The sequence below is a fragment of the Pusillimonas sp. NJUB218 genome, from assembly GCF_003788685.1.
In the GTDB taxonomy this organism is placed as follows: Bacteria; Pseudomonadota; Gammaproteobacteria; order Burkholderiales; family Burkholderiaceae_B; genus Neopusillimonas.
Genome location: NZ_NQMK01000001.1, coordinates 52898 through 77987 on the forward strand (window position 1 = coordinate 52898; position 25090 = coordinate 77987).

At 57.0% G+C, this 25090-nt stretch carries 23 protein-coding genes; 2 read left to right on the top strand and 21 right to left on the bottom strand.

The features are described 5' to 3' along the window. Positions 1–44: 44 nt before the first annotated feature. From hisG to CHR62_RS00330, 13 genes are all read right to left on the bottom strand, one after another. A complete protein-coding gene (gene hisG, locus CHR62_RS00270; RefSeq protein ID WP_093969990.1) occupies positions 45–719 on the bottom strand; it encodes an ATP phosphoribosyltransferase in 675 nt (224 codons plus the stop codon). Continuing rightward, positions 716–1981: a UDP-N-acetylglucosamine 1-carboxyvinyltransferase gene (gene murA / locus CHR62_RS00275; RefSeq protein WP_123659616.1), complete on the bottom strand. Its 1266-nt coding sequence runs from the start codon at positions 1979–1981 to the stop codon at positions 716–718. Before murA ends, hisG begins: the two co-directional genes overlap by 4 nt. After that, on the bottom strand, positions 1974–2222 hold the full coding sequence (locus CHR62_RS00280) for a BolA family protein (RefSeq protein WP_123659617.1): 249 nt from the start codon (positions 2220–2222) through the stop codon (positions 1974–1976). The genes murA and CHR62_RS00280 overlap by 8 nt, the downstream gene beginning before the upstream one ends. Positions 2223–2227: 5 nt before the next feature. After that, the gene (locus CHR62_RS00285; protein WP_123659618.1) at positions 2228–3019 is read right to left on the bottom strand and encodes an ABC transporter permease; all 792 of its coding nucleotides are present in this window, start codon (positions 3017–3019) and stop codon (positions 2228–2230) included. Next, positions 3016–3807 carry an ABC transporter ATP-binding protein gene (locus CHR62_RS00290; RefSeq protein ID WP_123659619.1) on the bottom strand — a complete coding sequence of 264 codons (792 nt, stop codon included), beginning with the start codon at positions 3805–3807 and terminating at the stop codon, positions 3016–3018. Before CHR62_RS00290 ends, CHR62_RS00285 begins: the two co-directional genes overlap by 4 nt. A 50-nt stretch (positions 3808–3857) precedes the next feature. Next, positions 3858–4505 carry a phospholipid-binding protein MlaC gene (locus CHR62_RS00295; RefSeq protein WP_370318030.1) on the bottom strand — a complete coding sequence of 216 codons (648 nt, stop codon included), beginning with the start codon at positions 4503–4505 and terminating at the stop codon, positions 3858–3860. 20 nt (positions 4506–4525) lie between these two features. Continuing rightward, a complete protein-coding gene (locus CHR62_RS00300) occupies positions 4526–5377 on the bottom strand; it encodes a VacJ family lipoprotein (protein ID WP_123659621.1) in 852 nt (283 codons plus the stop codon). Between the two features lie 44 nt (positions 5378–5421). After that, complete coding sequence (gene mlaD / locus CHR62_RS00305) at positions 5422–5913, bottom strand: outer membrane lipid asymmetry maintenance protein MlaD (protein WP_123659622.1); 492 nt, start codon at positions 5911–5913, stop codon at positions 5422–5424. 10 nt (positions 5914–5923) lie between these two features. Then, a complete protein-coding gene (gene mlaE / locus CHR62_RS00310) occupies positions 5924–6709 on the bottom strand; it encodes a lipid asymmetry maintenance ABC transporter permease subunit MlaE (protein ID WP_123659623.1) in 786 nt (261 codons plus the stop codon). Further along, the gene (locus CHR62_RS00315; protein WP_123659624.1) at positions 6706–7533 is read right to left on the bottom strand and encodes an ABC transporter ATP-binding protein; all 828 of its coding nucleotides are present in this window, start codon (positions 7531–7533) and stop codon (positions 6706–6708) included. The genes mlaE and CHR62_RS00315 overlap by 4 nt, the downstream gene beginning before the upstream one ends. Before the next feature lie 102 nt (positions 7534–7635). Then, positions 7636–9099 (bottom strand): glutamate synthase subunit beta, encoded by a 1464-nt coding sequence (locus CHR62_RS00320; RefSeq protein WP_123659625.1) that lies wholly within the window; start codon positions 9097–9099, stop codon positions 7636–7638. 10 nt (positions 9100–9109) lie between these two features. After that, positions 9110–13837: a glutamate synthase-related protein gene (locus CHR62_RS00325; RefSeq protein WP_123659626.1), complete on the bottom strand. Its 4728-nt coding sequence runs from the start codon at positions 13835–13837 to the stop codon at positions 9110–9112. A 394-nt stretch (positions 13838–14231) separates the two neighbouring features. After that, positions 14232–14975, bottom strand: a complete 744-nt coding sequence (locus tag CHR62_RS00330) for a hypothetical protein (protein WP_233574771.1) — start codon at positions 14973–14975, stop codon at positions 14232–14234. A gap of 192 nt (positions 14976–15167) precedes the next feature. On the opposite strand from CHR62_RS00330, the gene CHR62_RS00335 reads away from it, so the two are divergent. After that, a complete protein-coding gene (locus CHR62_RS00335; RefSeq protein ID WP_123659627.1) occupies positions 15168–16274 on the top strand; it encodes an S-(hydroxymethyl)glutathione dehydrogenase/class III alcohol dehydrogenase in 1107 nt (368 codons plus the stop codon). A 109-nt stretch (positions 16275–16383) separates the two neighbouring features. Beyond that, positions 16384–17232: an S-formylglutathione hydrolase gene (fghA, locus tag CHR62_RS00340; RefSeq protein WP_123659628.1), complete on the top strand. Its 849-nt coding sequence runs from the start codon at positions 16384–16386 to the stop codon at positions 17230–17232. An 8-nt stretch (positions 17233–17240) separates the two neighbouring features. On the opposite strand, the gene CHR62_RS00345 is transcribed toward fghA, so the two are convergent. Genes CHR62_RS00345 through CHR62_RS00380 form a run of 8 tightly spaced genes read right to left on the bottom strand, consistent with a single transcriptional unit; the run spans position 17241 to position 25082 of the window. After that, a complete protein-coding gene (locus tag CHR62_RS00345) occupies positions 17241–18368 on the bottom strand; it encodes an FAD-dependent monooxygenase (protein ID WP_123659629.1) in 1128 nt (375 codons plus the stop codon). Between the two features lie 12 nt (positions 18369–18380). Next, positions 18381–19082: an ABC transporter ATP-binding protein gene (locus CHR62_RS00350; protein WP_370318031.1), complete on the bottom strand. Its 702-nt coding sequence runs from the start codon at positions 19080–19082 to the stop codon at positions 18381–18383. 19 nt (positions 19083–19101) lie between these two features. Next, on the bottom strand, positions 19102–19854 hold the full coding sequence (locus tag CHR62_RS00355; RefSeq protein ID WP_123659631.1) for an ABC transporter ATP-binding protein: 753 nt from the start codon (positions 19852–19854) through the stop codon (positions 19102–19104). Then, the gene (locus tag CHR62_RS00360) at positions 19851–20840 is read right to left on the bottom strand and encodes a branched-chain amino acid ABC transporter permease (RefSeq protein WP_123659632.1); all 990 of its coding nucleotides are present in this window, start codon (positions 20838–20840) and stop codon (positions 19851–19853) included. Before CHR62_RS00360 ends, CHR62_RS00355 begins: the two co-directional genes overlap by 4 nt. Beyond that, the gene (locus CHR62_RS00365; protein ID WP_233574772.1) at positions 20840–21721 is read right to left on the bottom strand and encodes a branched-chain amino acid ABC transporter permease; all 882 of its coding nucleotides are present in this window, start codon (positions 21719–21721) and stop codon (positions 20840–20842) included. The genes CHR62_RS00360 and CHR62_RS00365 overlap by 1 nt, the downstream gene beginning before the upstream one ends. A gap of 27 nt (positions 21722–21748) precedes the next feature. After that, complete coding sequence (locus CHR62_RS00370) at positions 21749–22918, bottom strand: ABC transporter substrate-binding protein (RefSeq protein ID WP_123659634.1); 1170 nt, start codon at positions 22916–22918, stop codon at positions 21749–21751. Between the two features lie 29 nt (positions 22919–22947). Beyond that, a complete protein-coding gene (locus CHR62_RS00375) occupies positions 22948–23403 on the bottom strand; it encodes a thioesterase family protein (RefSeq protein ID WP_123659635.1) in 456 nt (151 codons plus the stop codon). Beyond that, positions 23400–25082 carry an AMP-binding protein gene (locus CHR62_RS00380; protein ID WP_123659636.1) on the bottom strand — a complete coding sequence of 561 codons (1683 nt, stop codon included), beginning with the start codon at positions 25080–25082 and terminating at the stop codon, positions 23400–23402. The genes CHR62_RS00375 and CHR62_RS00380 overlap by 4 nt, the downstream gene beginning before the upstream one ends. Between the last annotated feature and the right edge of the window lie 8 nt (positions 25083–25090).

Consider the following 25090-nt stretch of genomic DNA (forward strand, 5'->3'; position numbering starts at 1 on the left):
AGCGGCGGGTTGCAAGCGCACCCGCCGGGAGGGGAAAGCGTGGTTTATTTGTCGGCCGAGGCCCGTGCGAAGGCGTCGAGCAGCGGTTGCAGGGCGGCCGCGCGAGTTTTAAGCGAGGCCTGGTTGACGATCAGGCGTGAAGAAATATCGACGATTTCTTCGACTTCGACCAGGTTGTTGGCTTTTAAGGTGCCGCCGGTAGACACCAGGTCGACAATGGCGTCGGCCAAGCCCACCAAGGGGGCTAGCTCCATCGAGCCATACAATTTGATCAGGTCGACATAAACGCCTTTGCGCGCGAAGTGTTCGCGGGCGGCCTGTACGTACTTGGTCGCCACGCGCAGGCGCGACCCTTGCGAGACGGCGGCCTGGTAATCGAAGCCTTGGCGCACGGCCACACACAGGCGGCACTTGGCGATGTTCAGGTCGATAGGTTGATACAGCCCGCCCGGGTGTTGTGCGGCATGCTCGAACAATACGTCTTTGCCGGCAATGCCAAAGTCGGCCGCGCCGTACTGTACATAGGTGGGCACGTCGGACGCACGCACAATAATGAGACGCAGCCCTGGGTCGCTTGTCGGCAAAATGAGCTTGCGTGACGATTCGGGGCTTTCGGTAACATGAACGCCGGCCGCCTCGAGCAAGGGCAGGGTTTCTTCAAAAATTCGGCCTTTAGACAGGGCTAGCGTCAAGGGGGCGGTGGCAGAGGCGGGGCTCATGCGGGTTCCTGTTTGATGCGTTGGATGTCGGCGCCGATAAGGCGCAGCTTTTCTTCCATGTGTTCGTAGCCGCGGTCAAGGTGATAGATGCGTTCTACGGTGGTTTGGCCGCTGGCAGCCAGGCCGGCGATGACCAGGCTGGCCGACGCACGCAGGTCGGTGGCCATGACGGTGGCGCCCGACAATTCGGGCACGCCGGTAACGACGGCAGTATGGCCGTCGATGTCGATTTGCGCACCCATGCGGCGCAGTTCTTGCACGTGCATGAAGCGGTTTTCGAAGATGTTTTCGGCGATGACGGCGGTGCCTTCGGCCATGGTGTTCAGGGCCATGAGCTGGGCCTGCATGTCGGTGGGGAAGGCTGGGTATTCGTAGGTGCGGAAGCTGACGGCTTTGGGCCGCTTGTTCATTTGGCCGCGAATCCAGTCGGGGCCGCATTCGATGCTTAACCCGGCTTCGCGTAGCTTGTCGAGGACGGCGCCGAGGGTATCGGGTGCAGCCTGGCGCAGGGTGATGTCGCCGCCGGTGGCACCCACTGCGCACAAGAAAGTGCCGGCTTCGATGCGGTCGGCTACGATGGTGTGTTCGGCGCCGTGCAGCCGTTCGACGCCCTCGATGGTGATGCGGTCGGTGCCGTGGCCCTGAATGCGTGCGCCCATTTTGATGAGCAGCTCGGCCAAGTCGGTGATTTCGGGTTCGCGGGCGGCGTTTTCAAGAATAGTGCGGCCTTCGGCCAGCACAGCCGCCATCATCAGGTTTTCGGTGCCGGTCACCGTCACCATGTCGGTGCGGATGGTGGCCCCCTTTAAACGCTTGGCTTTCGCAATAACAAACCCGTGTTCGATACGGATCTCGGCGCCCATGGCTGTTAAGCCTTTAATGTGCTGGTCGACTGGACGCTGGCCAATGGCACAGCCGCCGGGCAGGCTGACTTTGGCTTCGCCAAAGCGTGCCAGCAACGGGCCGAGCACCAGAATGGAGGCCCGCATGGTCTTGACCAGTTCGTAGGGCGCTTCGAGGCTGGTGACGTTACCGGCATTCAGCGTAAGCTCGGCCGGGCCGTCCCAGTGGTGCTGTACGCCCATTTGCTGCAGCAGTCGCAAGGTGGTGCTGATGTCTTTGAGGGACGGCACATTGCGTAGCTGAACCGGGTCGGCCGTGAGCAGGCTGGCGCACAGAATAGGCAGGGCGGCGTTTTTGGCGCCCGAGATGACGACTTCGCCGTGCAGGCGATTGCCGCCTGTGATTAAAAGCTTATCCATTCGGGTTTGCGTTGTATTCGGCAGGTGTCAGGGTACGCATCGACAGTGCGTGGATTTCGCTTTTCATGCGGTCGCCCAGGGCTTTATAGACCAGCTGGTGGCGTGCAATCAGGCGTTTGCCTTCGAATTCGGGGCTGACAATAATGGCTTCGAAGTGCGAGCCGTCGCCCTGAACGTCGATGTATTCGCAGTTCAGGTTGTCGTTGATGTATTGGCGTACTTCTTGGGGGGTAGGCAACATAAGGGTTAGTTCCGCAGTTTGTAGCCCGCGGCCAGCAGGCGCAGTGTATATACGGCCAGTACGGCAAATACACCGGCTACAACGGCCAGGCTGGTCCAGGGCGAGACGTCGGATACAGAGAAGAACCCGTATCGGAAACCGTCGATCGTGTAGAAAATAGGATTGTAGTGCGAGACGGCCTGCCAGAAAGGCGGCAGGCTATGGATGGAGTAGAACACACCAGACAAGAACGTGGCGGGCAAAATCAGGAAGTTCTGGAATGCGGCGAGCTGGTCGAATTTTTCGGACCACAGGCCGGCAATAATGCCCAGTGTGCCCATAATGCCGCAAGACATCACGGCAAACACCAACACCCAAAGCAGGTTGGCCGGAGCCAGGGGCACGAAGAACATGGCGACCAGCCACACGCACAGCCCGACAGCCAGGCCACGGAAGATGGCCGCAATGAGGTAGGCCGTGAAGAATTCGCGGTGAGAAATGGGCGGCAGCAGCACAAAGACCAGGTTGCCCGTAATACGGCTTTGAATTAGCGACGAAGACGGGTTGGCAAAGGCGTTTTGCAACATGCTCATCATCATGAGCCCGGGGATAAGAAACGCGGTGTACGGCAGGGTGTCGTACACCTTGACGCGGTCTTCGAGCACGTGGGCGAAAACCAGCAGGTACAGCAGGGCGGTTAATACCGGCGCAGCAATGGTCTGGAAGGCCACCTTCCAGAAGCGCATGACTTCTTTCCAGAGCAGGGTCGGAAAGCCCGAACCCAGATCGCTGCGGGGCTTGAGTATGGGTGTGGTCATAACACCCCCAGTGCGTCTTCGCTGTTCATGATGCGTACAAAGGCGTCTTCGAGGTCGGTGCCGCCAAAGCGGGCAAGCAGGGCCTGGGTGGTGTCGAGCGCCACGATGCGCCCGCGTTTCAGCATGGCAATGCGTCCGCACAAGGCTTCGGCTTCTTCCAGGTAATGCGTGGTCAGCAAAATGGTGTGACCTTCTTTATTAAGCCGCGAGATGAATTCCCACAGGGTGCGGCGCAGGTCGACGTCGACGCCGGCGGTGGGTTCGTCGAGGATGATGACCGGCGGGCGATGTACCAGCGCTTGCGCCACCAGAACGCGGCGTTTCATGCCACCCGATAGCGCGCGCATATTGGTGTTGGCCTTGTCCGACAACCCCAGGTTATGCAAGATTTCGTCGATCCAGTCGTCGTTTTTGTGCAGACCAAAATAGCCCGACTGCAGGCGCAGGGTTTCGCGCACGGTAAAGAACGGGTCGTAGACAAGTTCTTGCGGGACGACGCCCAACGAACGGCGTGCTTCTTTGTAGTCGGTGATGACGTCGTGCCCGCACACGCTGGCGCTGCCGGCTGTGGCGCGTGCCAGACCCGACAAAATGGAAATTAGCGTGGTTTTGCCGGCACCGTTGGGGCCCAGCAGGCCAAAGAACTCGCCCGGTTCGATAGACAGGCTGACGTCGTTGAGGGCCTGAAAGCCGGGTTGGCCGCCGGCGCCGCGACGCAACAGCCCGCGCAACCCGCCGCTGCGGGGCGGGTAGATTTTGGAAACGTGTTCGAGAGAAAGAGCGGACATAGACAGAAAAAAGTGATGGGGCCCCAAGGGCCCCCGAAGCTTACCGCGTTTTAGCGCTGGTTGCGCTGATTGAGCGCCTTGATAAGCCCGTCGATACCATTTTGCGCAATTTGTTGCGCGAACTGGTTGCGGTAGTTCTGGATGAGCCAGATGCCTTCGACGTTCAGGTCGTAAATGCGCCAGCCTTCTGCCGCCTTTTCAAGGCGGTAGTCGACGCCGATGACTGGGCCATTGCTTTGCGACATGGTGGTACGAACAACGACGTCGTCGGCGTTAGGGTCGCCGCGAAAGGGCAACGGCGTGATGGACGAGACGTTGTCGGCCTGCTGCAGGGCGCCGCTGTAAGTGCGGATAAGCGTGCCTTTGAAGGCGGTGACCAGGTCAGCTTGCTGTTGTGGTGTGGCCTGACGCCAGTAGCGGCCGGCCGCCAGCCGTGTGGTCTTTTCGAAATTGACGTACGGCAGAATGTATTGGTTGACCAGTTCGTTGATGCGGGCGATGTTGCCGTTTTTGGCTTCGGGCTCTTTTTTAAGGGCCTGAAGAGCGTTGTCGGCCACGGTTTGAACGAAGTCGTTGGGTGGCGCTTTGGTGTTGACGGGCTGCTGGGCAGCCACCGATGTGTTGGCGACGGCCAGGCCCATACCCAGCAGGCCGATGCCCGCCAGGCGGCTGATACGGTTGACCAATGTGTGCAACAGGTTAGACATAAAACGTTTCCTTACTGGCTTGCAGGCGTTGTGGCTGCAGGTGCGGGGGCGTCATCATCGTCGATGCTGTAGTCGGGAACGGCCAGCCCTTGTTCGTCTTTGGGCAGGCCACGGCGTGTGGTGTGGTCGGCGTCGGCGTAACGGCCTTCGACCAAAGCTTTACGGCGCTGAATGTAGGCGTCGCGAATGAAGCTGTAGCGGTCGAGCGCGATTTCGTCGACGAGGCGGTCGGCCGGCAGCAGGCTGGCGCGCAGGTCGATAACGGCCAATGCCAATATGCTGTTACGCACAGGGATGTTGTCGATGGCGAAAATGGGCGAGTAGGGCGGGGAGATGTCGATGGCGAACCAGGCAGCGGTGCTGATGCCGTCGCGTACCGAACTGGAGCCCAGGAACGGCAGAACGACATAGGGGCCTGACTGGAAGCCCCAGACGCCCAGGGTAACGCCGAAGTCGTTGACGATGCGACGCGAACCGTTCATGGAGGCGACGTCGATACAGCCGCCCAGACCCATGGTGGAGTTGAACAGGACGCGGCCGAACATATTGATGCCGTCGTGTGCGCGACCTTGCAAGAAGCTGTTGATGGACGACCAGACGTCTTGCAGGTTGTTGAAAATGCCGTTGACACAGGTGCGGGCCGGCTTGGGTACGACGGTTTCGTAGCCGGTGGCAATGGGTTTGAGCACGGCGCGGTCGACCGTGTCGTTGAACGCGAACATGCTGCGGTTGTAGCTTTCCCAGGGGTCGTCGGGCGTGGGGTTGGCGACGTGGGCACAGCCCGAAATGACGGCGCTAAGGGCCAGGACAGAAGCCACTTTGCCGATGCGCCGGCCGGCGATTTTTTCGAAGATCTTGTTCATTATGGTTTCTTTCGGTTGGATTGCGCGCTTGGGGCGCCGTCGGGTCAGTTGGCCGGCTGGGCAGATTCGCCGTCGCTGCCTTTGTCACTGGCTGAACTATACAAAAATTTACTGATTAATTCTTCAAGAACAACCGCGCTTTGGGTGTACTGGATGGTGCTGCCCTGGGCAAGCATTTTTTCTTCGCCGCCGGGCGTAAGGCCGATGTACTGTTCGCCCAGCAGGCCCGACGTTAATATGGACGCGGACGAGTCAGTGGGAAAGGTGAACTGGGATTCGATGTCGAGGGTGACGACGGCCTGATAGCGCTCGTTGTCGAACGACAAAGCGGCCACACGGCCAACCACCACACCGCTGCTTTTTACCGGGGCACGCACTTTAAGGCCGCCCAGGTTGTCGAAGTAGGCTTGTACTTTGTAGGTGGGCGCAAACGAAAATGAACTGAGGTTGCCGGCACGCAAGGCCAGAAACACCAGGGCAATAACGCCCAGCAGAACAAAAAGGCCAACCCAGAAATCGGTTTTTTCACGCGTCATGATGGATCCGTTAATTGCTGAACATGAGGGCGGTAAGCAGGAAGTCGAGGCCCAGTACGACCAGGGCGCCGCTGACGACGGTACGGGTGGTGGCGCGGGCGACCCCTTCGGGGGTGGCCTTGGCTGTCCAGCCTTCGTACAGTGCGATCAGGGTAACGGCTACGCCGAAAATAAGGCTTTTAATGACGCCGTTGGCGACATCTTTGAAGACATCGACGCCGTCTTGCATTTGCGACCAGAAAGCGCCGGCGTCGATACCAATAAGCAGTACGCCCACCACCCAGCCGCCAATGATGCCCACCATGGAAAACACGGCGGCCAGAACGGGCATGGCGATGACGCCGCCCCAGAAGCGGGGCACCAGCACGCGGCGGATGGGGTCGACGGCCATGACTTCCATGGCGGCCAGTTGTTCGCCGGCTTTCATGAGGCCGATTTCGGCGGTGAGCGAGGTGCCGGCGCGGCCGGCAAACAGCAGTGCGGTAATGACCGGGCCGAGTTCGCGCGTTAGCGACAGTGCCACCAGCAGGCCCAGGGCTTCTTCGGAACCGTAGCGGTTAAGGGTGTAATACCCCTGCAGGCCAAGCACGAAACCAACAAACAGGCCCGAGACGGCAATAATAAGCAACGAGTAGTTGCCGATAAAGTGCACTTGCTGCGAGACCAGGCCGAAGCGTTTAAAGGCCCCGCCACTGCGCGCCAGAATTGCCATGAACAAACGGGTAAAGGCCCCCAGCGCGACGATGGATTCGCGGATGTGGCGACCGATGCTGCTGACGAAGGCGGTAAGACTCATGAGCGCCCTTGCGTGTCGAGCCAGTGTTTGAATGCCGGCGTTTCGGGGTAGTGGAAGGCGATGGGGCCGTCGGGCTGGCCTTTAAGAAACTGCACGATGTACGGGTCGGTAGATTGTTCCATTTGCCGGGGCGTGCCGTTGGCCAGCAGTTTGCCCTGACCCACGATGTAAACCTGATCGGCAATCGCGAAAGAGTCGGCCACGTCGTGCGTAATAAGAATGGACGCACAATTGAGGCGGTCGGTCAGGTCGCGGATAAGGCGGGCGGTAATGCCTAGCGAAATGGGGTCGAGCCCGGCGAAGGGTTCGTCGTACAAGATGAGTTCGGGTTCGAGGACGATGGCGCGGGCCAGGGCCACGCGGCGGGCCATGCCACCCGAGATCTCGGAAATTTTAAGATGCGCGGCTGCGCGCAGCCCGACGGCGTTGAGCTTGTCGAGCACTTTTTCGGTGACTTCTTTTTCGGGCAGTTGAAGGTGTTCGCGCAGCGGAAACGCTACGTTTTCGAAAACGTTGAGGTCGGTGAACAGGGCGCCTTGCTGGAACAAAACCCCCATACGCTGACGCAACTGCTGAAGCTGTTCGAGGGTGGTGTCGGCCAGGTTTTGCCCGAAGGCATGAATGGTGCCTTTTTGCGCAAAAATTTGCCCGGTGGCGGCGCGCAGCAGGGTGGTTTTACCCGAGCCCGAACCGCCCATCATGGCCACGACCTGCCCTCGACTCACGGAGATGTCGATTTCTTTGAGGACGGTGAAGTCGCCATAACCCAGGGCGACGTTGTCGAACCGCAAGAGTTCGCCAGAGGGCGCAACGTTGGAAGCCATAGACCCGATTAAAAAAGTTTAGCTACGGATTGTAGCTGATGAAGTGCCATCGGCTACGCCGAAAGACGTAGCCGATGGTGGGTTGACCCGCGTAATACGCTGTTAACGGGGCAGTGTGGTGACGCCCATGAGGTATTCGTCGACGGCGCGAGCGCATTGACGGCCCTCGCGAATAGCCCAGACGACCAGCGATTGCCCGCGACGCATGTCGCCGGCGGCAAAGACCTTGTCGACGCTGGTGGCGTAGTTTTCGGTATTGGCTTTGGCGTTGCCGCGGTTGTCGATGTCGACGCCAAAGGCTTTGAGCATGCCTTGAACGGGCGAGACAAAGCCCATGGCCAGCAAGACCAGGTCGGCCTGAAGCTCGAACTGCGAACCTTCGACTTCGCGCATTTTCATTTGGCCGGTGGCTTTGTCTTTAAACCATTCGACGCGCACAGCGACCAATTTTTCGACCTTGCCGCCTTTGCCTTCGAAGGTTTTTGTGGACACGGCCCAGTCGCGCTCGCAACCCTCTTCTTGGGACGAAGAAGTGCGCAGCTTGAGCGGCCAGTAGGGCCACACGACGGCTTTGTCTTCGGACTCGGGCGGTTTGGGCATGAGTTCGAATTGGGTGACCGAGGCTGCGCCCTGGCGGTTGCTGGTGCCGACGCAGTCGGAGCCGGTGTCGCCGCCACCGATAACGATGACGTGTTTGCCCTTGGCCGAAAGCTGCTTGGTAATGCGGTCGCCCGCGTTGGCCTTGTTCTGCTGAGTCAGGAACTCCATGGCGAAATGGATGCCCTTCAGGTCGCGGCCGGGGATGGGCAGGTCGCGTGGAGTTTCGGCGCCGCCGGAAAGCACGATGGCGTCGAACTCTTCTTTGAGCGATTCGGGCGTACGAACGGTGACGCCATCTTCGGCGTCGGTCTCGGCGCCAATATAAGTAGACGTCATGAACTCGACGCCTTCGGCTTCGAGTTGGGCGACGCGACGATCGATATTGGATTTTTCGAGCTTGAAGTCGGGGATGCCGTAGCGCAGCAGGCCGCCGACTCGGTTGTTCTTTTCGAATACCGTGACCGAATGGCCGGCGCGCGCCAGTTGCTGGGCACAGGCCAGGCCGGCTGGGCCAGAGCCGACAACCGCGACTTTTTTACCGGTTTTACGGGTGGGCGGTTGTGGGGTTACCCAGCCTTCGTGCCAACCTTTGTCGATGATGGCGTGCTCGATGGACTTGATGCCGACCGGGTCGTTGTTGATGTTCAGGGTGCAGGCGGCCTCGCAGGGGGCGGGGCAGATGCGGCCGGTGAACTCGGGGAAGTTGTTGGTCGAGTGCAGGACATCGAGCGCTTTTTCCCAGTGCTGGCGGTATACCAGATCGTTCCAGTCGGGGATGATGTTGTTGACCGGACAGCCGTTGTTGCAAAACGGGATGCCGCAGTCCATGCAGCGCGCACCCTGTTGTTTGGCTTCGTCGTCGGTAAGGGTAACGACGAACTCTTTCCAGTGTTTCAGGCGCTCGACGGGGGCCTCGTAAGACTCGTCGACGCGTGCAAATTCAAGAAAACCAGTAATTTTGCCCATTGTCTTTTCCTCAGGCAGCGATTTGTTCGGGGTTGGCGGCTTGCCACAGTTCTTTCAGCGCGCGGCGGTACTCTTTTGGCATGACCTTGACGAAGTTGCCGCGGGCGCGGGGCCAGTCGCTGAGCAAATCGCGCGACAGGAAACTGCCGGTGTAGCGGTAGTGGTTTTCGATCAGGCGACGCAAAATCGTGTCGTCGGTTTCGCGTTCGCCGCCACGGGTTTGGCTGTGCCAGATTTCGATCTGGCCGGCTTCGGCTTGCTGTGCATGTGCCAGCACGGGTTCGAGGTCGACCATGGCCATATTGCAGCGTTTGGCAAAGCTGTGATCGGGGTCGTAGACGTAAGCCACGCCGCCCGACATGCCGGCGCCGAAGTTGCGGCCGGTTTCGCCCAGCACCACGACCGTACCGCCGGTCATGTATTCGCAGCCGTGGTCGCCTGTGCCTTCGACAACGGCCGTGGCGCCCGAGTTACGTACTGCGAAACGTTCGCCAGCCACGCCGTTAAAGTAGGCTTCGCCGGCCAGCGCGCCGTACAGCACGGTGTTGCCCGCAATGATGTGGTCGGGGCCCATGCCGCGGAAGTCGTTGGGCGAGCGCACGATGATGCGACCGCCTGACAAGCCCTTGCCGACGTAGTCGTTGCCTTCACCAACAAGGTCGAGCGTAATGCCATGGGCCAGGAAGGCGCCAAAGCTTTGGCCGGCTGTGCCATTGCACTGGATGTGAATGGTGTCGTCGGGCAGACCGTCGTGGCCGTATTTGGCGGCCACCATACCGGACAGCATCGCGCCGACGGTACGGTTGCGATTGCGCACCGGGGTAATGAACGAGACCTTTTCGCCTTTTTCGATGGCGGGTTTGGCCCGTTCGATAAGCGTGTGGTCGAGCGCCTTGTCGAGGCCGTGATCTTGCGATTCGGTGTGGAACAAGGGGTGGGTAGACGGCACCTGATGGAAAACTTTGGAGAAGTCGAGCCCTTTGGCTTTCCAGTGTTCGATGGCCGAGCTCATGTTGAGCAGGTCGGCGCGGCCGACCAGTTCGTCGAACGTGCGAACGCCCAGTTGCGCCATGATTTCGCGGACTTCTTCAGCAACAAAGAAGAAGTAGTTGACGACGTGTTCTGGTTTGCCGGAGAACTTCTTGCGCAAGACCGGGTCTTGGGTGGCGACGCCGACAGGGCAGGTGTTGAGGTGGCATTTGCGCATCATGATGCAGCCTTCAACCACCAGTGGTGCTGTGGCAAAGCCGAACTCGTCGGCACCTAGCAGCGCGCCAATGACGACGTCGCGACCGGTTTTCATTTGGCCATCGGCTTGAACGCGAATGCGTGAACGCAGGTTGTTGAGTACCAGGGTTTGCTGGGTTTCGGCCAGGCCCAGTTCCCAGGGCGAGCCGGCATGCTTGATGGACGACAGCGGCGACGCGCCGGTGCCGCCGTCGTGGCCGGCGATAACGACGTGGTCAGCCTTGGCTTTTGAAACGCCCGTGGCAACGGTGCCCACACCGACTTCAGATACCAGCTTGACAGAAATGGAGGCCGTAGGATTGACGTTTTTAAGGTCGTGAATCAGCTGGGCCAGGTCTTCGATGGAGTAGATGTCGTGGTGCGGCGGCGGCGAAATAAGACCCACGCCAGGCACCGAAAAACGCAGCTTGGCGATGTATTCGGACACCTTGTGGCCGGGCAATTGACCGCCTTCGCCAGGCTTGGCGCCTTGCGCCATTTTGATCTGGATTTGATCGGCGCTGGTGAGGTATTCGGCGGTGACGCCGAACCGACCTGACGCGACCTGCTTGATGCGTGAGCGCAGGGAGTCGCCCGCCATCAGGGGGATGTCGGCTTCGATCAGGTCTTTGCCCAGGAACGAGGCCAGGGTGTCGCCCTTTTTAATGGGGCTTTTGCCGGTGGACATTTCGGCGCGATAACGCAACTGGTCTTCGCCGCCTTCGCCGGTATTTGACTTGCCGCCGATGCGGTTCATGGCAATAGCCAGTACCGAGTGGGCTTCGGTAGAGATGGAGCCCAGCGACATGGCGCCGGTGGCAAAGCGCTTGACGATCTCTTTGGCAGGTTCGACTTCGGACAAAGCAATGGCTTTGGCCGGATCGACCTTGAATTCGAACAGGCCGCGCAGGGTCATGTGACGACGGGATTGGTCGTTGATGAGCTGTGCGTATTCTTTGTACGTGTTGTAGTTGTTGGTGCGGGTGGAGTGCTGGAGCTTGGCAATGGAGTCCGGGTTCCAGAGGTGTTCTTCGCCGCGGATGCGGTAGGCGTAATCGCCGCCCGCGTCGAGGTCGTGGGCCAGGACGGGGTCGTCGCTAAAGGCCGCTTTGTGCAGGCGCAGTGCCTCTTCGGCGACTTCGAAAATGCCGATGCCTTCGATGTTGCTGGGTGTGCCGAAGAAGTACTTGTTGACCAGTGCAGAGCTGAGGCCGACGGCTTCGAAGATTTGGGCGCCGCAGTACGACATATAGGTGGAGATGCCCATTTTGGACATGACCTTGTTCAGCCCTTTACCGATGGCCTTGATGTAATTCTTGGTGACCGTGTCGGGGTCGCCCAGGGTAGCCAGGGTTTCGAGCGCCAGGTAGGGGTGAACGGCCTCTGCGCCATAGCCTGCCAGCAATGCGAAGTGGTGTACTTCGCGTACCGAGCCGCTTTCGACGACCAGGCCGGTGTTGGTGCGCAGGCCTTCGCGAATAAGGTGCTGGTGCACGGCCGATGTGGCCAGCAATGCGGGGATGGCGACGTGGTCGGCGTCGACCTTGCGGTCGGTGATGATGAGTACGTTGTAGCCGCTGCGTACGGCGTCGGCTGCGTTGGCGCACAGCGCGGCCACACAGGCTTCGACGCCTTCTGCACCCCATTCAACCGGGTAGGTGATGTTCAGTTCGTGGCTGCGGAACTTGCCCGACGTGATCTTTTCGATGTTGCGGATTTGTTCGATGGCCGCGAAGTCGAGCACGGGCTGTGCCACTTCGAGGCGCAGCGGTGGGTTGACGTTGTTGATGTCGAGTAGATTGGGCTTGGGCCCAATAAACGACACCAGCGACATGACGAGCTGTTCGCGGATGGGGTCGATGGGCGGGTTGGTGACCTGGGCGAACAGCTGGCGGAAATAGTTGTAGAACGCTTTGGGGCGGTTGGACAATACGGCCAGAGGCGCGTCGTTGCCCATCGAGCCGGTGCCTTCTTCGCCGTTTTCGGCCATGGGTTGCAGCACAAACTTGACGTCTTCTTGTGTCCAACCAAAGGCTTGCTGGCGGTCGAGCAATGGGGTGACGGAAGGCTCGGCCGAGCTGAATTTGGGCGCGGGGAGCGATTCGAGCTTGACGCGCAGGCGTTCGATCCATTGGCGGTAGGGGCGTGAGTTGGCCAGACGCGATTTGATTTCGTCGTCGCCGATGATGCGGCCCTGTTCAAGGTCGATGAGGAACATTTTGCCGGGCTGCAGGCGCCATTTCTTGACGATGCGGTGCTCGGGAATAGTAAGAGTGCCGGCTTCGGAGGCCATGACGACGAGGTCGTCGTCGGTGACAAGGTAGCGGGCGGGGCGCAAGCCGTTGCGGTCGAGCAGGGCGCCGATTTGACGGCCATCGGTGAAGGCCATGGCGGCTGGGCCGTCCCAGGGCTCCATCATGGCGGCATGGTATTCGTAGAAGGCGCGGCGGCTTTCGTCCATGTCGGCGTGCTGTTCCCAGGCCTCGGGGATCATCATCATCATGGCGTGGGCCAGCGAGTAGCCCGACATGACCAGCAGTTCGAGGCAGTTGTCGAAAGTGGCGGTGTCGGACTGGCCTTCGTAAACGATGGGGTACAGTTTTTTGAGGTCGTCGCCCAGCACAGCCGATTGCATGACGCCTTCGCGGGCGCGCAGCCAGTTGAAGTTGCCCTTTACCGTATTGATTTCGCCGTTGTGGGCGATCATGCGGTAGGGGTGGGCCAGCGGCCAGGCCGGGAAAGTATTGGTAGAGAAGCGCTGGTGAACCAGCGACAGGGCCGAAACGGCGCGGGTGTCGGCCAGGTCGCGGTAATAGATGCCGACTTGGTTGGCCAGCAACAGGCCTTTGTACACCACGGTGCGTACCGAAATAGAGGGTACGAAATACTCTTGCCCGTGCGCCAGCTTCATGCGGTTGATGGCGTGGCTGGCTGTTTTACGAATGACGTACAGTTTGCGCTCGAGGGCGTCGGGCACCATGATGTCGGGGCCGCGGCCAATGAACAATTGGCGGATGACCGGTTCGACGGCGCGCACGGTGGGTGACATGGGCATGTCGGTGTCGATGGGAACGTCGCGCCAGCCCAGTACGACCTGGCCTTCGTCGCGTACAGCGCGTTCGAGCTCGGTTTGGCAGGCCAGGCGCGAGGCGGTTTCTTTGGGCAGGAACACCATGGCGACGCCGTATTCGCCGGGCGGCGGCAGGGTAATGCCTTGGGTTGCCAATTCTTCACGGTAAAGCGCGTCGGGAATTTGAATAAGAATGCCGGCACCGTCGCCCATGAGTTCGTCGGCGCCGACGGCGCCGCGGTGGTCGAGGTTTTCAAGGATTTTCAGGCCTTGTTGAATAATGGCGTGGCTTTTTTTGCCTTTGATGTGGGCGACAAAGCCCACGCCACAGGCGTCGTGTTCGTTTTGTGGGTTGTACAGGCCTTGTGCGGCGGGCAGGCCGATGCGTGAGGCATCGATGGCCACTTCCCGGGCAACCGGTTGGGCAGGGTGTTGTGACATGGTTGGGCTCCTAGAGGGCTGCGCACCTGATGTTGTGTACGGGTTTACGCGCAATATTCCCGTGATGGCGTATAAATTAATGGGTTTGGCTTGTGCTGACAAGCGCTAATAATTGGGGTCTGTCCCTAATTATTATGCATGTTTGCTGGTTAAAAAATAATTGGGGACGGTCTTAATCAATTGTTGTGCATAGCTAAATTTTCGCCTTTCGGTAAGCATGGGTTTGGGGGTGGTGCTTCGGTTTGCACAAAAGCAGTGCAAAAAAACGCCCCGTTTTGGGGCGTTTTTAGGGGCATATTTAGGCTGCGCTATAGACGTTTTACGACAGTGAAGTGCCGTTGCGGTGCAAACAAACGCAGGCGCATTGGAGGGGGCGCGAGCCGTGCTCGTGGTGTCACACGCTGCTTTCTTGCGGCGTCACGTGTTTTTTGGGGCGTCCGCGTGGTGCGGGGGTAGCGCGACGCGAAGCGTTCAACGATTGCAAAAAAGTTTCGTGGCCCAGCGCCCACTGGCCGAACAGGGCGGACTCGATCTGCTCGCGCTGTGTGGTGCTTAGGCCATTAGCCAACAGTTTTCGAAAATGTGCCTGACGCTCAAAGGGCGTGTTGCCTAATTGCCAGTAGTCGGGGTGGTCGGTCGCCCAGGTGTGGGGTTTTAGGTTAAGCCCTGTGTGGTGCACGGCCGACGACCAGGGCCAGAATTCGGCTTGGTCAACGTAGCCCAGTCGAACCGGTAAGGCGTCTAGCCACACCATGACGGGCAAAATCCATTCACCGGGCTGTATCAGTGCGCTGCGGTAACGGCCGTCAAACACCCGGCCCAGTGCCAGTCGCGTGGCAAAACGCCGCCCAATTGATTGCACTAGCCGCGAGAGACCCCGCTGTGAAGTTGGTGTGGCCAGCAAGGCCAGGCGGTCGTTCAGCAAGGCCCAGCCATGTACTGTGACGCGTTGTTCGTGGGCGCATTCACGCAGCCAGGCCGCCAATTGCCCCAAGGGCTCGACCGGTGTTGGGTCGGCGGGGGCGGCCAGTGGTTGCGCAAAATGTACTTGCAGCAGTTGGGGGATGCCGGGGGCGTAAAGCCGCGCCAGTCTTGCCATAACCTGAAATGTATAGGGGTGTTGTTTTTGACGTCGCAAGCTTATTGCATAATACGGGCAGGGGCAATGCCGCTGCACGCAGGGCAATCCCAAAAATCAAATTATTTTCGTTTCGCGCTTTATTTTGTAGTGTTTACTACATAAAATGGAGTGACGTTGTCAGATTTTTTATTCAAACAGGGAAGGCTTTGGTGGTTCGTGCCAGGCATCCCGCCATAATCAGGAGTCAGTATGAAGACAAGAGCAGCCGTGGCCTGGAAAGCAGGTTCGCCGTTAACCATTGAAACCGTAGACCTGGCTGGCCCGAAAGAGGGCGAGGTTTTAGTCGAGATCAAGGCAACGGGCATTTGCCACACCGACTACTACACATTGTCTGGCGCCGACCCCGAAGGCCTGTTCCCCGCAATTTTGGGCCACGAAGGCGCTGGCGTGGTGGTTGATGTCGGCCCGGGCGTAAAGTCGCTAAAAGCTGGCGACCACGTTGTGCCGCTGTACACCCCCGAGTGCCGCCAGTGCAAATCGTGTTTGTCGCGCAAAACCAATCTGTGCACGGCGATTCGCGCCACACAAGGTAAAGGCGTGATGCCCGATGGCACATCGCGCTTCACCATCGACGGCAAGCCTGTTTATCACTACATGGGCACGTCTACATTTGCCAACCACATCGTCGTCCCCGAAATCGCGCTGGCCAAAATTCGCGAAGACGCGCCTTTCGACAAGGTTTGCTATATCGGTTGCGGTGTTACTACAGGTATTGGCGCTGTACTGTTCACCGCCAAGGTCGAGGCCGGTGCCAACGTCGTGGTGTTCGGCCTGGGCGGCATTGGTCTTAACGTCATTCAGGGTGCCAAAATGGTTGGGGCCGACAAAATCATTGGTGTCGACCTGAACCCCGAGCGCGAAGCAATGGCCCGCAAGTTCGGCATGACCCATTTCGTTAACCCCAACGATGTCGAAAACGTGGTTGACCACATTATTCAACTGACCGACGGCGGCGCCGATTACTCGTTCGAATGTATTGGTAACACCAAAGTCATGCGTCAGGCGCTCGAATGCTGCCATCGCGGCTGGGGTCAGTCGATCATTATTGGTGTGGCCGAAGCCGGTGCCGAAATCTCCACACGCCCGTTCCAATTGGTAACCGGCCGCGAATGGAAAGGTTCGGCATTTGGTGGCGCACGCGGTCGTACCGATGTCCCCAAAATTGTCGATTGGTACATGGACGGCAAGATCAACATCGACGACCTGATTACACACAAGCTTAGCCTCGAGCAAATCAACGATGGCTTCGACTTGATGAAAAAAGGCGAGTCGATCCGTTCGGTCGTGGTGTACTAAGCGACTGGCGACATCTGTCGGTGCGGTGCAGCGTCAGTGTTGAATGCTGTGTCGCATGTAGGTAGTTAAAACCGGGCCCAATGGGCCCGGTTCGTTAAAGGGGTAAAGAATGTCTGTCGAACTTGAACTTGTCAGCGAACACCGCTGTTTTGGCGGTGTGCAACGCTTTTACAAGCATGCATCCAGCGCTATTGGTTTGCCCATGCGCTTTTCGGTATTTGTGCCGTCGCAGGCCGAATCGGGCAAAGTGCCTGTATTGTTTTACCTGGCTGGCTTAACCTGCACCGAAGAAACCTTCATGATTAAAGGTGGTGCCCAGCGTTTGGCGGCCAAGCACGGCATTATGCTGGTCACTTGCGATACCAGCCCACGTGGTGCGGGCGTGCCAGGCGAAGACGACGGCTGGGATTTCGGTACGGGTGCAGGCTTTTACCTGAACGCCACTCAAGAACCCTGGGCAAAGCATTACCGCATGGAAAGCTATGTGGTCGACGAGTTGTTCAACATTGCCACCACGCAATTGCCGGGCGACGCAAGCCGCGCCGGTATTTTTGGGCACTCTATGGGTGGTCATGGTGCCCTGGTGCTGGCGCAGCGCCATCACCCCAAGTTCAAGTCGGTGTCGGCCTTTGCGCCCATTGCATCGCCAACAAAATGCCCGTGGGGGCATAAGGCGTTTGGCGGCTATTTGGGCAGCGACCAGGCCGCATGGGCGCAGTACGATGCGTCGTTGCTGATGGAAAAGTCGTCGTGCCCGTTCCCCAAAGGCATTTTGGTCGACCAAGGCCTGGCCGACAACTTCCTGGCCGAGCAGCTTTACCCCGAAGCCTTCGAAGCCGCCTGCGCCAAGGCGGGCCAGCCGTTAACGTTGCGTCGCCACGAAGGTTACGACCACGGCTACTACTTCATTTCTACCTTCATGGAAGACCACATGGCGTTTCACGCCGAGCGGTTGTAGGCGGAACGTTATTTGTTTATTTTCTCGTAACGTTCGATAAAGTTGGGGTCGCGTTCCTTCAAGTCTTCGTGACTGACGCGACCCGTTCGACGCATGTAGTCGTAAGCAAATGACACCGGGTCTAGGTGCATTTTGTCTTCAACACTTTCGTACCAGTCCAGGCTCAGTGCAGCAGCTTTCTGAAAGTCGGCTGAAGACGTTTTGCGCGCCCTGACAAAGCTGTCAAGAATTGCGGGTATGTCGCTATGGTGTGTGCGGCAAGACTCAAACAGTGCGATTGCGTCCTGCATGGCCATGCGAGTACCCGATCCCAAAGAAAAATGTACAGTTCGAAGGGCGTCGCCAAGGAGCACGATATTTTGGTGTGTCCAGTTTTCGTTACTGACGATATTGGCTGAGAACCATAAGGATCTATTTGACATCAAAGTGTTGCTGCCTAAGTCAGGCGCAAATACTTTCTCGCAGTACTGTCGACTTTCTTCGTCGGTCATCTTATCCAGCCCTGTTTTTTCCCAGGTTTCTGGTGAGATTTCAATTAGGAAAGTACTGAGGTCCTTACTGTATTGGTAGCTGTGCGCAATAAAGATACCGTCATTTGTTTCGCGGAAAATAAGCGATACGGGGTGAAATAACTGGCGCGTGCCGTACCATGCGAACTTATTGCGACGCATCTCGAATTTTGGCTTGAAGTGTTCAGCGAACTGGCTGCGCACAGCGCTATTGCCCCCGTCAGCCGCCACGATCAAGTCTGCTTCAGGCAAGGTATGGATATCGTCGATACGGCTTCCAAAATGGAATTTCACACCCAGTGATAGGCACTCTTGTTGAAGTACTTTTAGCAGATCAATACGAGAAGCCCGTGAAAAGTGGTTGTTTCTTAGCTGTACGTGAACGCCCTTATGTACAACGTCCATGTAGTCGCAGCGCTCATGGCCAGCCGTAAATTTGTCGTAGAAAGCTTCATCGGCTTTCTTTAAAAAGCTCAGCGCAACGTCCGAAAAAACGACCCCCCAACCGTAAGTTGCGTCAGCTGGATTCTGTTCGTAAATAGCAATATCATGTCTTGGCGATTGCTTTTTCATTAGCATTGCAAAGTACATGCCGGCGGGGCCACCGCCTACAATATTTATCTTCATTGATTTCCTCGTTTAAATGCCAACGTATCGTTTAACGATATGTTCGTCTGCGATTAGTGCGGCCGTGTCACCTTCCCAAGCAATACGGCCTTTTTCAATCATGTAGTGGCGATCGGCAAGTCTTGAAAGTGCCTTTACATCTTTGTCGATGACTAAAATTGATAGCCCCGCGGCTTTGATTTTTGCCAGCGTTTGCCAAATTTCTTGGCGGATTTTTGGGGCTAAGCCTTCGGTCGCCTCGTCAAGGATCAGCAATTTTGGGTTAGTCATCAGGGCTCTGCCAATGGCCAGCATTTGTTGTTCACCCCCCGATAATTGAGCGCCCCCATTGTTCCTGCGCTCTTGAAGTCGGGGAAACATTTCGTAGACGTCTTGTAGTTTCCATACTTGAGGATTGCCGGACCGTATTGCGGCCGTTGCGATCAAGTTCTCTTCAACAGATAGGCTAGGGAAAATCATCCGGCCCTCCGGCACCCAGCCAATTCCCATTGCTGCGATTCGATGCATGGACAAGCCACGAGTTTGCCGGGATGCCACTCTAACCTGCCCAGATCGTTGCGAAAGTTGCCCCATAATGGTTCGGATGAGGGTAGTTTTACCCATGCCATTCTTACCCATTAGCGAAATGACTTCACCGGCTTGGATACTGAGTGAAACGTTGAAAAGCACTTGACCTTGGCCATAGCCGCTGCATAAGTTATGAATTTCAAGCAGCGGTGTCGCACCCGTTGTGTTACTCATCGTCGTCTCCGAGATAGGCACGTTGAACGAGTTCGCTGTTGCGTACGTCTTCGGCAGTGCCTGTAAAAACGACCTTACCAGCAACTAAAACTGAAATTCGGTCAGCAAGTGCAAATACTGCATCCATGTCGTGTTCAATCAATAAAATGCCGTAGCTTGCTTTTAACTTTGTCAGCAGCTCAACCATTTGGCGGGTTTCTACAGGGCTAAGGCCCGCCATAGGCTCGTCAAGAACAAGAAGTTTGGGCTCGGCCGCCAGTGCAATTCCTAACTCGAGTTGTCGTAGCTCGCCATGCCCCAACTCGTCGCACGGGGTGTTCTCCAACCCGCCTAGCCCAACAGTTGAAAGAATGTGAGCTGCTGTGTTCTGGACTTCGCGGTATTGATTCGCTGCCTTCCAGAACTGGAAGCAATGCCCCTGCTTGGCTTTAACAGCCAGCGCGACATTTTCCAACGCGCTCATGCTGCCGAAAATGCTGGTAATTTGAAAAGAACGACCCATGCCCATACGTGTGCGCGATGATGCCGGGACGCTGGAAATATCTGAATCTTTAAAAAAAATTCGGCCAGAATCGGGTGTGATAAGCCCTGAAATTTGTCCAACCAGCGTCGTTTTACCTGCCCCGTTCGGTCCGATGAGGCCATGAATTTCTGAGGGGTTAACCGAGAGGCTGACGCCGTCGGTAACGGCAAGAGCGCCATAGGCCTTTCGAACGTCTTCAAGCTTTAGCAAAGCGTGGTTCATGGTGAAACCCCCTGTTCGGCAGGCTTGGCGTGTTGCGGCTTTTTTTCACGAGTCTTGTTTTGGAAAATGCCGTAGATACCGTTCTTCATGAAGAGCACACGAATAATAATGAGCGGGCCGAAAATAAGCATCCAGTGCTCAGTGATATCTGAGAGGGCGTGTTCAAACCCAACAAATACCGCCGCGCCAAGTATGGGGCCAATCAATGTGCCGACTGCGCCCAAAATCACCATGACCAGAAGCTCCCCCGAGACAATCCAAGAGGTATAGCCGGGATTGATGAAGCTGGTCAGGTTGGCGAGCAGGGCTCCTGAAATTGCGGTGATAGCGCCAGAGATAACGAACATAAGTAGCTTGTATGGCAATGGGTTTATGCCTACGCAAGCCAGGCGAGTTTCGTTATCGCGGCAGGCAATGGCGACTTTGCCGAATGGGGCCTTGACCAAACGTTTGCAAAGGTAAAGGCATGCCAACAAGATTGCGGCAGAAACATAAAACATGATGATAGGGTCCGACACGCTGATGCCCGGGGCAAGGGTATTTGCCGCATCTAGTGCAAACCCGTCGTCACCACCATAACTGCGCAAGCTTTGCGCCGCGTAGAACGTCATTTGGGCAAAAGCCAGAGTGATGAAAATGAAGTAAAGCCCGCTGCATCGCAATGAAATCGCTCCGACAACGAGCGCAAACAGACTGCCGAACAATATTGCCAAAGGCCACGCCAACCATGCTGATGTCACGCCCTGGCTTGCAAGTATGCCCACGGTGTATGCGCCAATGGCCATGAATGCGGCATGACCGAAACTGACCAGGCCCAAATAGCCCACGAGTAGATCCAGGCCTAGCGCGGCAATTGCGAATATTAGGATGCGTGTCAACAGCTTGACGTAATAGAGCTCGCCCGTAAGGGGTAGCAACAGCGTGAGCGCTAGAGCCAGCCACAGCAGCCAGGATCTGCGCGCGTTTAAAACTTTAAGTGCGTTCATTAATGTTTTCCTGCGCTGGCGAACAACCCTGCGGGTCGATAAAATAAAACCGCCGCCATAATGATGTAGACAAGCATGTTGGCCAACGTATTACCGGCCGCCCCCAGTAACTGGGGTGCAAAAATTCGACCGAAGGTGTCAAGCATGCCTACCAGAAGTGATGCGACGAAGGCGCCTTTTAAGGATCCAAACCCGCCAATGCAAACCACAGTGAGTGTCAGGATAAGGATGGGATCGCCCACGGCGGGCTGCATCGCAATAAGTGGTCCGGACATCATTCCTGCAAGCGCTGCAAGTAACGACGCCAAAGCAAATACAAGTGTGTAAAGTAGTGTGACGTTGATTCCCAAGCCGGCAACCATGGTCCGGTTGTCTGCGCCGGCCCTGACAAGCATCCCGAATTTTGTGCGGGTTACCAGCCACATCAGCAAGAGTCCGGTCAGTATTGCTACGCCCGTGATCGCAAGGCGGTAAGCTGGATACGGGAAACCGAAAACATCAGTGTGGCCGCTTAGAAGTTCGGGGACCTTGACGAAAACGGGTTCCCGACCCCAGATCAAAACCACGAGTTCGTTTAGTGTCAGGGTGATCCCGAAGGTCGCCAGCAGTTGGTCTAGATGGCCGCGTTGATAAAGCGGTCGAACGATCGACAACTCCAGAATGATGGCCAGTATCGCCGCACCCAGCAGCGCCGTAACCCCGGCAATCCAGAACGAGCCGGTTGCTTGTAACACTGTGCTGGCTAGGTATCCCCCCACCATGAACATTGAGCCATGTGCAAGGTTCACCAGACGCATAACGCCAAAAACCAGCGTGACGCCGATGGCCATGAGGAACAGGAGCATGCCGTATTGAAAGCCGTTGAAAAGCTGCTCCAACATAATGGAGAATGTCATCGTTCGCCCTTTTTAGTTGCTCATCGGGCACTCGGCAGCGTATCGGTCTCCGGCATTTTCCGCCGCCGTGCTGACGAGCTTCAAGACAAGGTTGCCACTACTGTCTTTGTCTACGCGTTGCGCGTAAATGTTCTGAATGGGCATATGGTTATTGTTGAACTTGAAGTTGCCGCGAACACTCGGAAATTCGGTGTTTGCGATAATCGATTGCAGCTTTTTACGATCTATTTTTCCTGCGGGAAGTTGGCCAATTGCTTTGTCTAGCAGCATGATTGCGTCGTACTGAGAAGCCGCATACGACGATGGGGGACGACCATGTTTCGCGGTGAAGCCTTGCACGAATTTTTTGTTTGCCTCGTTATCTAGTTCAGCGTTGTAGTGACTGGAAATCACCACGCCAACAGCATCGTTACCAAATGAGGGCAGGAACAATGTGTCGACTAAGCCAGCATTCGAGAAGAGAGGAGTATCGAGCCCCGATTGCGCGTATTGCTTTACGAATGCAATGGCGGCACCACCAGGATAGAAAGCAAATACACCGTCAGGTTTCGCCGCCCTGATTTGGGCTAACTCCGCGGAAAAGTCCAACTGCGCTTGCGGTGTAAATACTTTGGCTATCGATTCGCCTTTGAATTCTCGTTCTGCACCGCCAACGTGGTCCCAGCCAGCCTGGTAGTCCATGCCGATGAAGTAGGCGCGTTTGATGCCTTGCGCCGACATATAGGCGCCCATGCCTTCGCTCCATTGGTCATTTTGAAACGCGACGCTGTAGTAGGCCGGCGAGCAGTCTTTCCCGGCCAAGGGAGAAGGGCCGCCATTAGTGCCAACAAGCGTTAGTCCGGCGGCCGCAATTGGCTTCACAATAGCCATAATTTCGTTAGACGCCGTTCCGCCGGTAATAATGTCTACGTCGTCTTTGTCAACGAGTTTGGATACCTCTTGTACCGCCACACCTGGTGTCGCGCGGGAGTCAGCGGTGTATAAGTCAATATCGCGGCCACCCAGTTTGTTGCCCAGTTGCTCCAAGGCAATATCCAGGCCGCGCTTCTGCTCGGCTCCCAGTACGCCCAAGGGGCCGCTTTGCGCAGCAATAAAGCCAAGCTTGACTTTATCGGCGGCGTGGGCTTGAAGTGCAAATGCTGTAAGAGATGTTGCAACAACGATTTTTAGTTTCTGATTCATGTTTTGTCTCCGGGTTGTTGTAAGGCGGGTCAAACGGTTTGTGTTCTGGCTTTGTAGGCTTCCAGCGCCTCTCGCAGAAAGGTAGGAAGTGGGCGTGACTTGCGCTCCTCTCTAAAGACGCAAACGGGGGTAAGGCGGGCGATGAACACGGTCTCTAGAGCTTCGTTTATTGCGGTCATGACTATTTCGAACGTACTGTTGCGTATCTCGCCAATAGTGACGATGGTGTCGAACTGGTCGTCTGGTCGCAGTGATCTTTGGAAATCAAAGCTCAGTGCCCGAGTGGGCGTGCCGAAATCGTGCTGGTCTTTTCCTCTTTGGGGCGACTGACCCATCAAATGGGCATAAAAGAGTTCTGCAGTCGATATGACATATTCCCCGAATGTCACGGTGTAGACGACGCCGGCGGGGTCGCATTGCCCCCATTTGACGATTCTTCTCACCGTGAAAGGTGTGTCAGCAATGACGTGTTCTGTGCTGATCATGTGCACTCACCTTTGGCTTTGGTTTGCTCAGCCTGAAGCTGCGCTGCAATCTGGGCTCGTAACACAGCCTTGTCGACTTTTCCGACGCGCGTGATTGGAAACTCGGTAACGACTTCAATGCGTTCGGGGCACTTGAATTTCGCCAGGCCTTGGTCTGTCAGGTATGTCGCCAGCTCGACAACGCTGGGAGCGGTCTGGCCCGGGCGCAGGATTAAGAAAGCGCAACCTTTCTCTATGTATACCGGGTCAGGCATCGCAACGAGCTTGGCGTCTGCGATAGAGGGGTGTCGGCTGATAAAGCCTTCAACCTCTTCGCAGCCGATTTTTTCTCCGCCTCGGTTGATGTTGTCTCGTAAGCGACCTTCGAAAGCATAATATGTGTGGCCATTAATTTTATGGGCCGTCATCATGTCGCCAGTGCGGACGAAGCCGTCCTCAGTAAGAGTGCTTTTTGTTGCCTCAGGGTCGCCGTAATAGCCCAACAAGCTTGAGGGGCCTCGGAAACAGAACTCCCCCATTTGGCCTAGGGCAACCGGGTTATTCGTTTCAGGTTCCAGTAGCTTGAATTCGTCTAAATCGCTGACAGAGCGGCCTTGAGTGGTGTGGCGTGCCTGTGCTGGCACGCTGGCGTCGCTCCCCATCAGCAGGCCCTCGGTAATTCCATATAGGTTTGAGCAGGGCACGCCAATGTGCCGTTCCAAAGACTCGGCGCGGCTCATGGTCGCAAATAATTTCATCGACGATAAGTCGTGTTGACTTAGATCGGTGTAGGCAATTAGTTGGGGCGCGATAGGGCCAATCGAAATGCCGTGGGTAACCTTATGCGTTTCTATGAGCTCAAGCATGCGCTTGATGTCGACTTTGGGCATTAGTACCGTTGTGATACCCATGTGCAATGGCGGCATGAGAGCGTAAAGTTGGCCAGCATTGTGCATGATGGGCAGCGACCAAATCACTCGAGATGATATGTCTACCCCGTAGTGTGCTGCCCAGTTGGCGCTGTGCCCCAAGTATTCTGCATGAAACCGGGGGATGATTTTCGGTAAACCAGTCGAGCCGCCTGATAGTTGAAAGCTCAGCAAATCACGAGGGGCAATCGACACTTTTGCCAGCCTAGCTCTGGCCTTGTCAAGGGTGATGTCATTGATCAGGGCCGTCATGCTCACCGCATTCTCGGGGGCGTTGCCTCGGACCACAATAATGTGTTCCATACTGGGCGATGCCTGCCGTTGTTGGCCTGCGAAGGCGACAAGGTCGAACTGGCCGAAGTCTGCTTGAACAAAATGAGCGCGCGCGTTGCTTTTTTGGGTCAATGCACCGATTTCAACTTCGCGGTACTGAGGAATTGCACATACCGGGATGATGCCGGCCTTATAACAGGCCAACACAGCAATAACGGTTTCAATGGTTGTGCCGAGCTGGAAGATAGCTCGATCTCCGGGGACAAGCCCCAGGTTTAACAGTGCTGCACCGAGCCGTTCGGTTTCTTCGTCAAGCGTCTTAAAGTCGACGGTGCGTTCGTCAGAGATGAAGGCAGACCGGTTCGGGTGATGGGATGCGGTGGTTCGAATGCAGTCGCCGACGGTGCTGTTGAGCCATGCCCCCTTTTCAAGGTAGTAGGCCGCTTTTGCGTCGGTTTGATAAGTAACGCCAGGAATTTGGTTGTTGATTTTATGCATGTCTCCTC

Coding starts and splice junctions, on each gene's coding strand:
- hisG (WP_093969990.1), bottom strand. CDS start 719: ATGAGCCCCGCCTCTGCCACCGCCCCCTTGACGCTAGCCCTGTCTAAA.
- murA (WP_123659616.1), bottom strand. CDS start 1,981: ATGGATAAGCTTTTAATCACAGGCGGCAATCGCCTGCACGGCGAAGTC.
- CHR62_RS00280 (WP_123659617.1), bottom strand. CDS start 2,222: ATGTTGCCTACCCCCCAAGAAGTACGCCAATACATCAACGACAACCTG.
- CHR62_RS00285 (WP_123659618.1), bottom strand. CDS start 3,019: ATGACCACACCCATACTCAAGCCCCGCAGCGATCTGGGTTCGGGCTTT.
- CHR62_RS00290 (WP_123659619.1), bottom strand. CDS start 3,807: ATGTCCGCTCTTTCTCTCGAACACGTTTCCAAAATCTACCCGCCCCGC.
- CHR62_RS00300 (WP_123659621.1), bottom strand. CDS start 5,377: ATGAACAAGATCTTCGAAAAAATCGCCGGCCGGCGCATCGGCAAAGTG.
- mlaD (WP_123659622.1), bottom strand. CDS start 5,913: ATGACGCGTGAAAAAACCGATTTCTGGGTTGGCCTTTTTGTTCTGCTG.
- mlaE (WP_123659623.1), bottom strand. CDS start 6,709: ATGAGTCTTACCGCCTTCGTCAGCAGCATCGGTCGCCACATCCGCGAA.
- CHR62_RS00315 (WP_123659624.1), bottom strand. CDS start 7,533: ATGGCTTCCAACGTTGCGCCCTCTGGCGAACTCTTGCGGTTCGACAAC.
- CHR62_RS00320 (WP_123659625.1), bottom strand. CDS start 9,099: ATGGGCAAAATTACTGGTTTTCTTGAATTTGCACGCGTCGACGAGTCT.
- CHR62_RS00325 (WP_123659626.1), bottom strand. CDS start 13,837: ATGTCACAACACCCTGCCCAACCGGTTGCCCGGGAAGTGGCCATCGAT.
- CHR62_RS00335 (WP_123659627.1), top strand. CDS start 15,168: ATGAAGACAAGAGCAGCCGTGGCCTGGAAAGCAGGTTCGCCGTTAACC.
- fghA (WP_123659628.1), top strand. CDS start 16,384: ATGTCTGTCGAACTTGAACTTGTCAGCGAACACCGCTGTTTTGGCGGT.
- CHR62_RS00345 (WP_123659629.1), bottom strand. CDS start 18,368: ATGAAGATAAATATTGTAGGCGGTGGCCCCGCCGGCATGTACTTTGCA.
- CHR62_RS00355 (WP_123659631.1), bottom strand. CDS start 19,854: ATGAACCACGCTTTGCTAAAGCTTGAAGACGTTCGAAAGGCCTATGGC.
- CHR62_RS00360 (WP_123659632.1), bottom strand. CDS start 20,840: ATGAACGCACTTAAAGTTTTAAACGCGCGCAGATCCTGGCTGCTGTGG.
- CHR62_RS00365 (WP_233574772.1), bottom strand. CDS start 21,721: ATGTTGGAGCAGCTTTTCAACGGCTTTCAATACGGCATGCTCCTGTTC.
- CHR62_RS00370 (WP_123659634.1), bottom strand. CDS start 22,918: ATGAATCAGAAACTAAAAATCGTTGTTGCAACATCTCTTACAGCATTT.
- CHR62_RS00375 (WP_123659635.1), bottom strand. CDS start 23,403: ATGATCAGCACAGAACACGTCATTGCTGACACACCTTTCACGGTGAGA.
- CHR62_RS00380 (WP_123659636.1), bottom strand. CDS start 25,082: ATGCATAAAATCAACAACCAAATTCCTGGCGTTACTTATCAAACCGAC.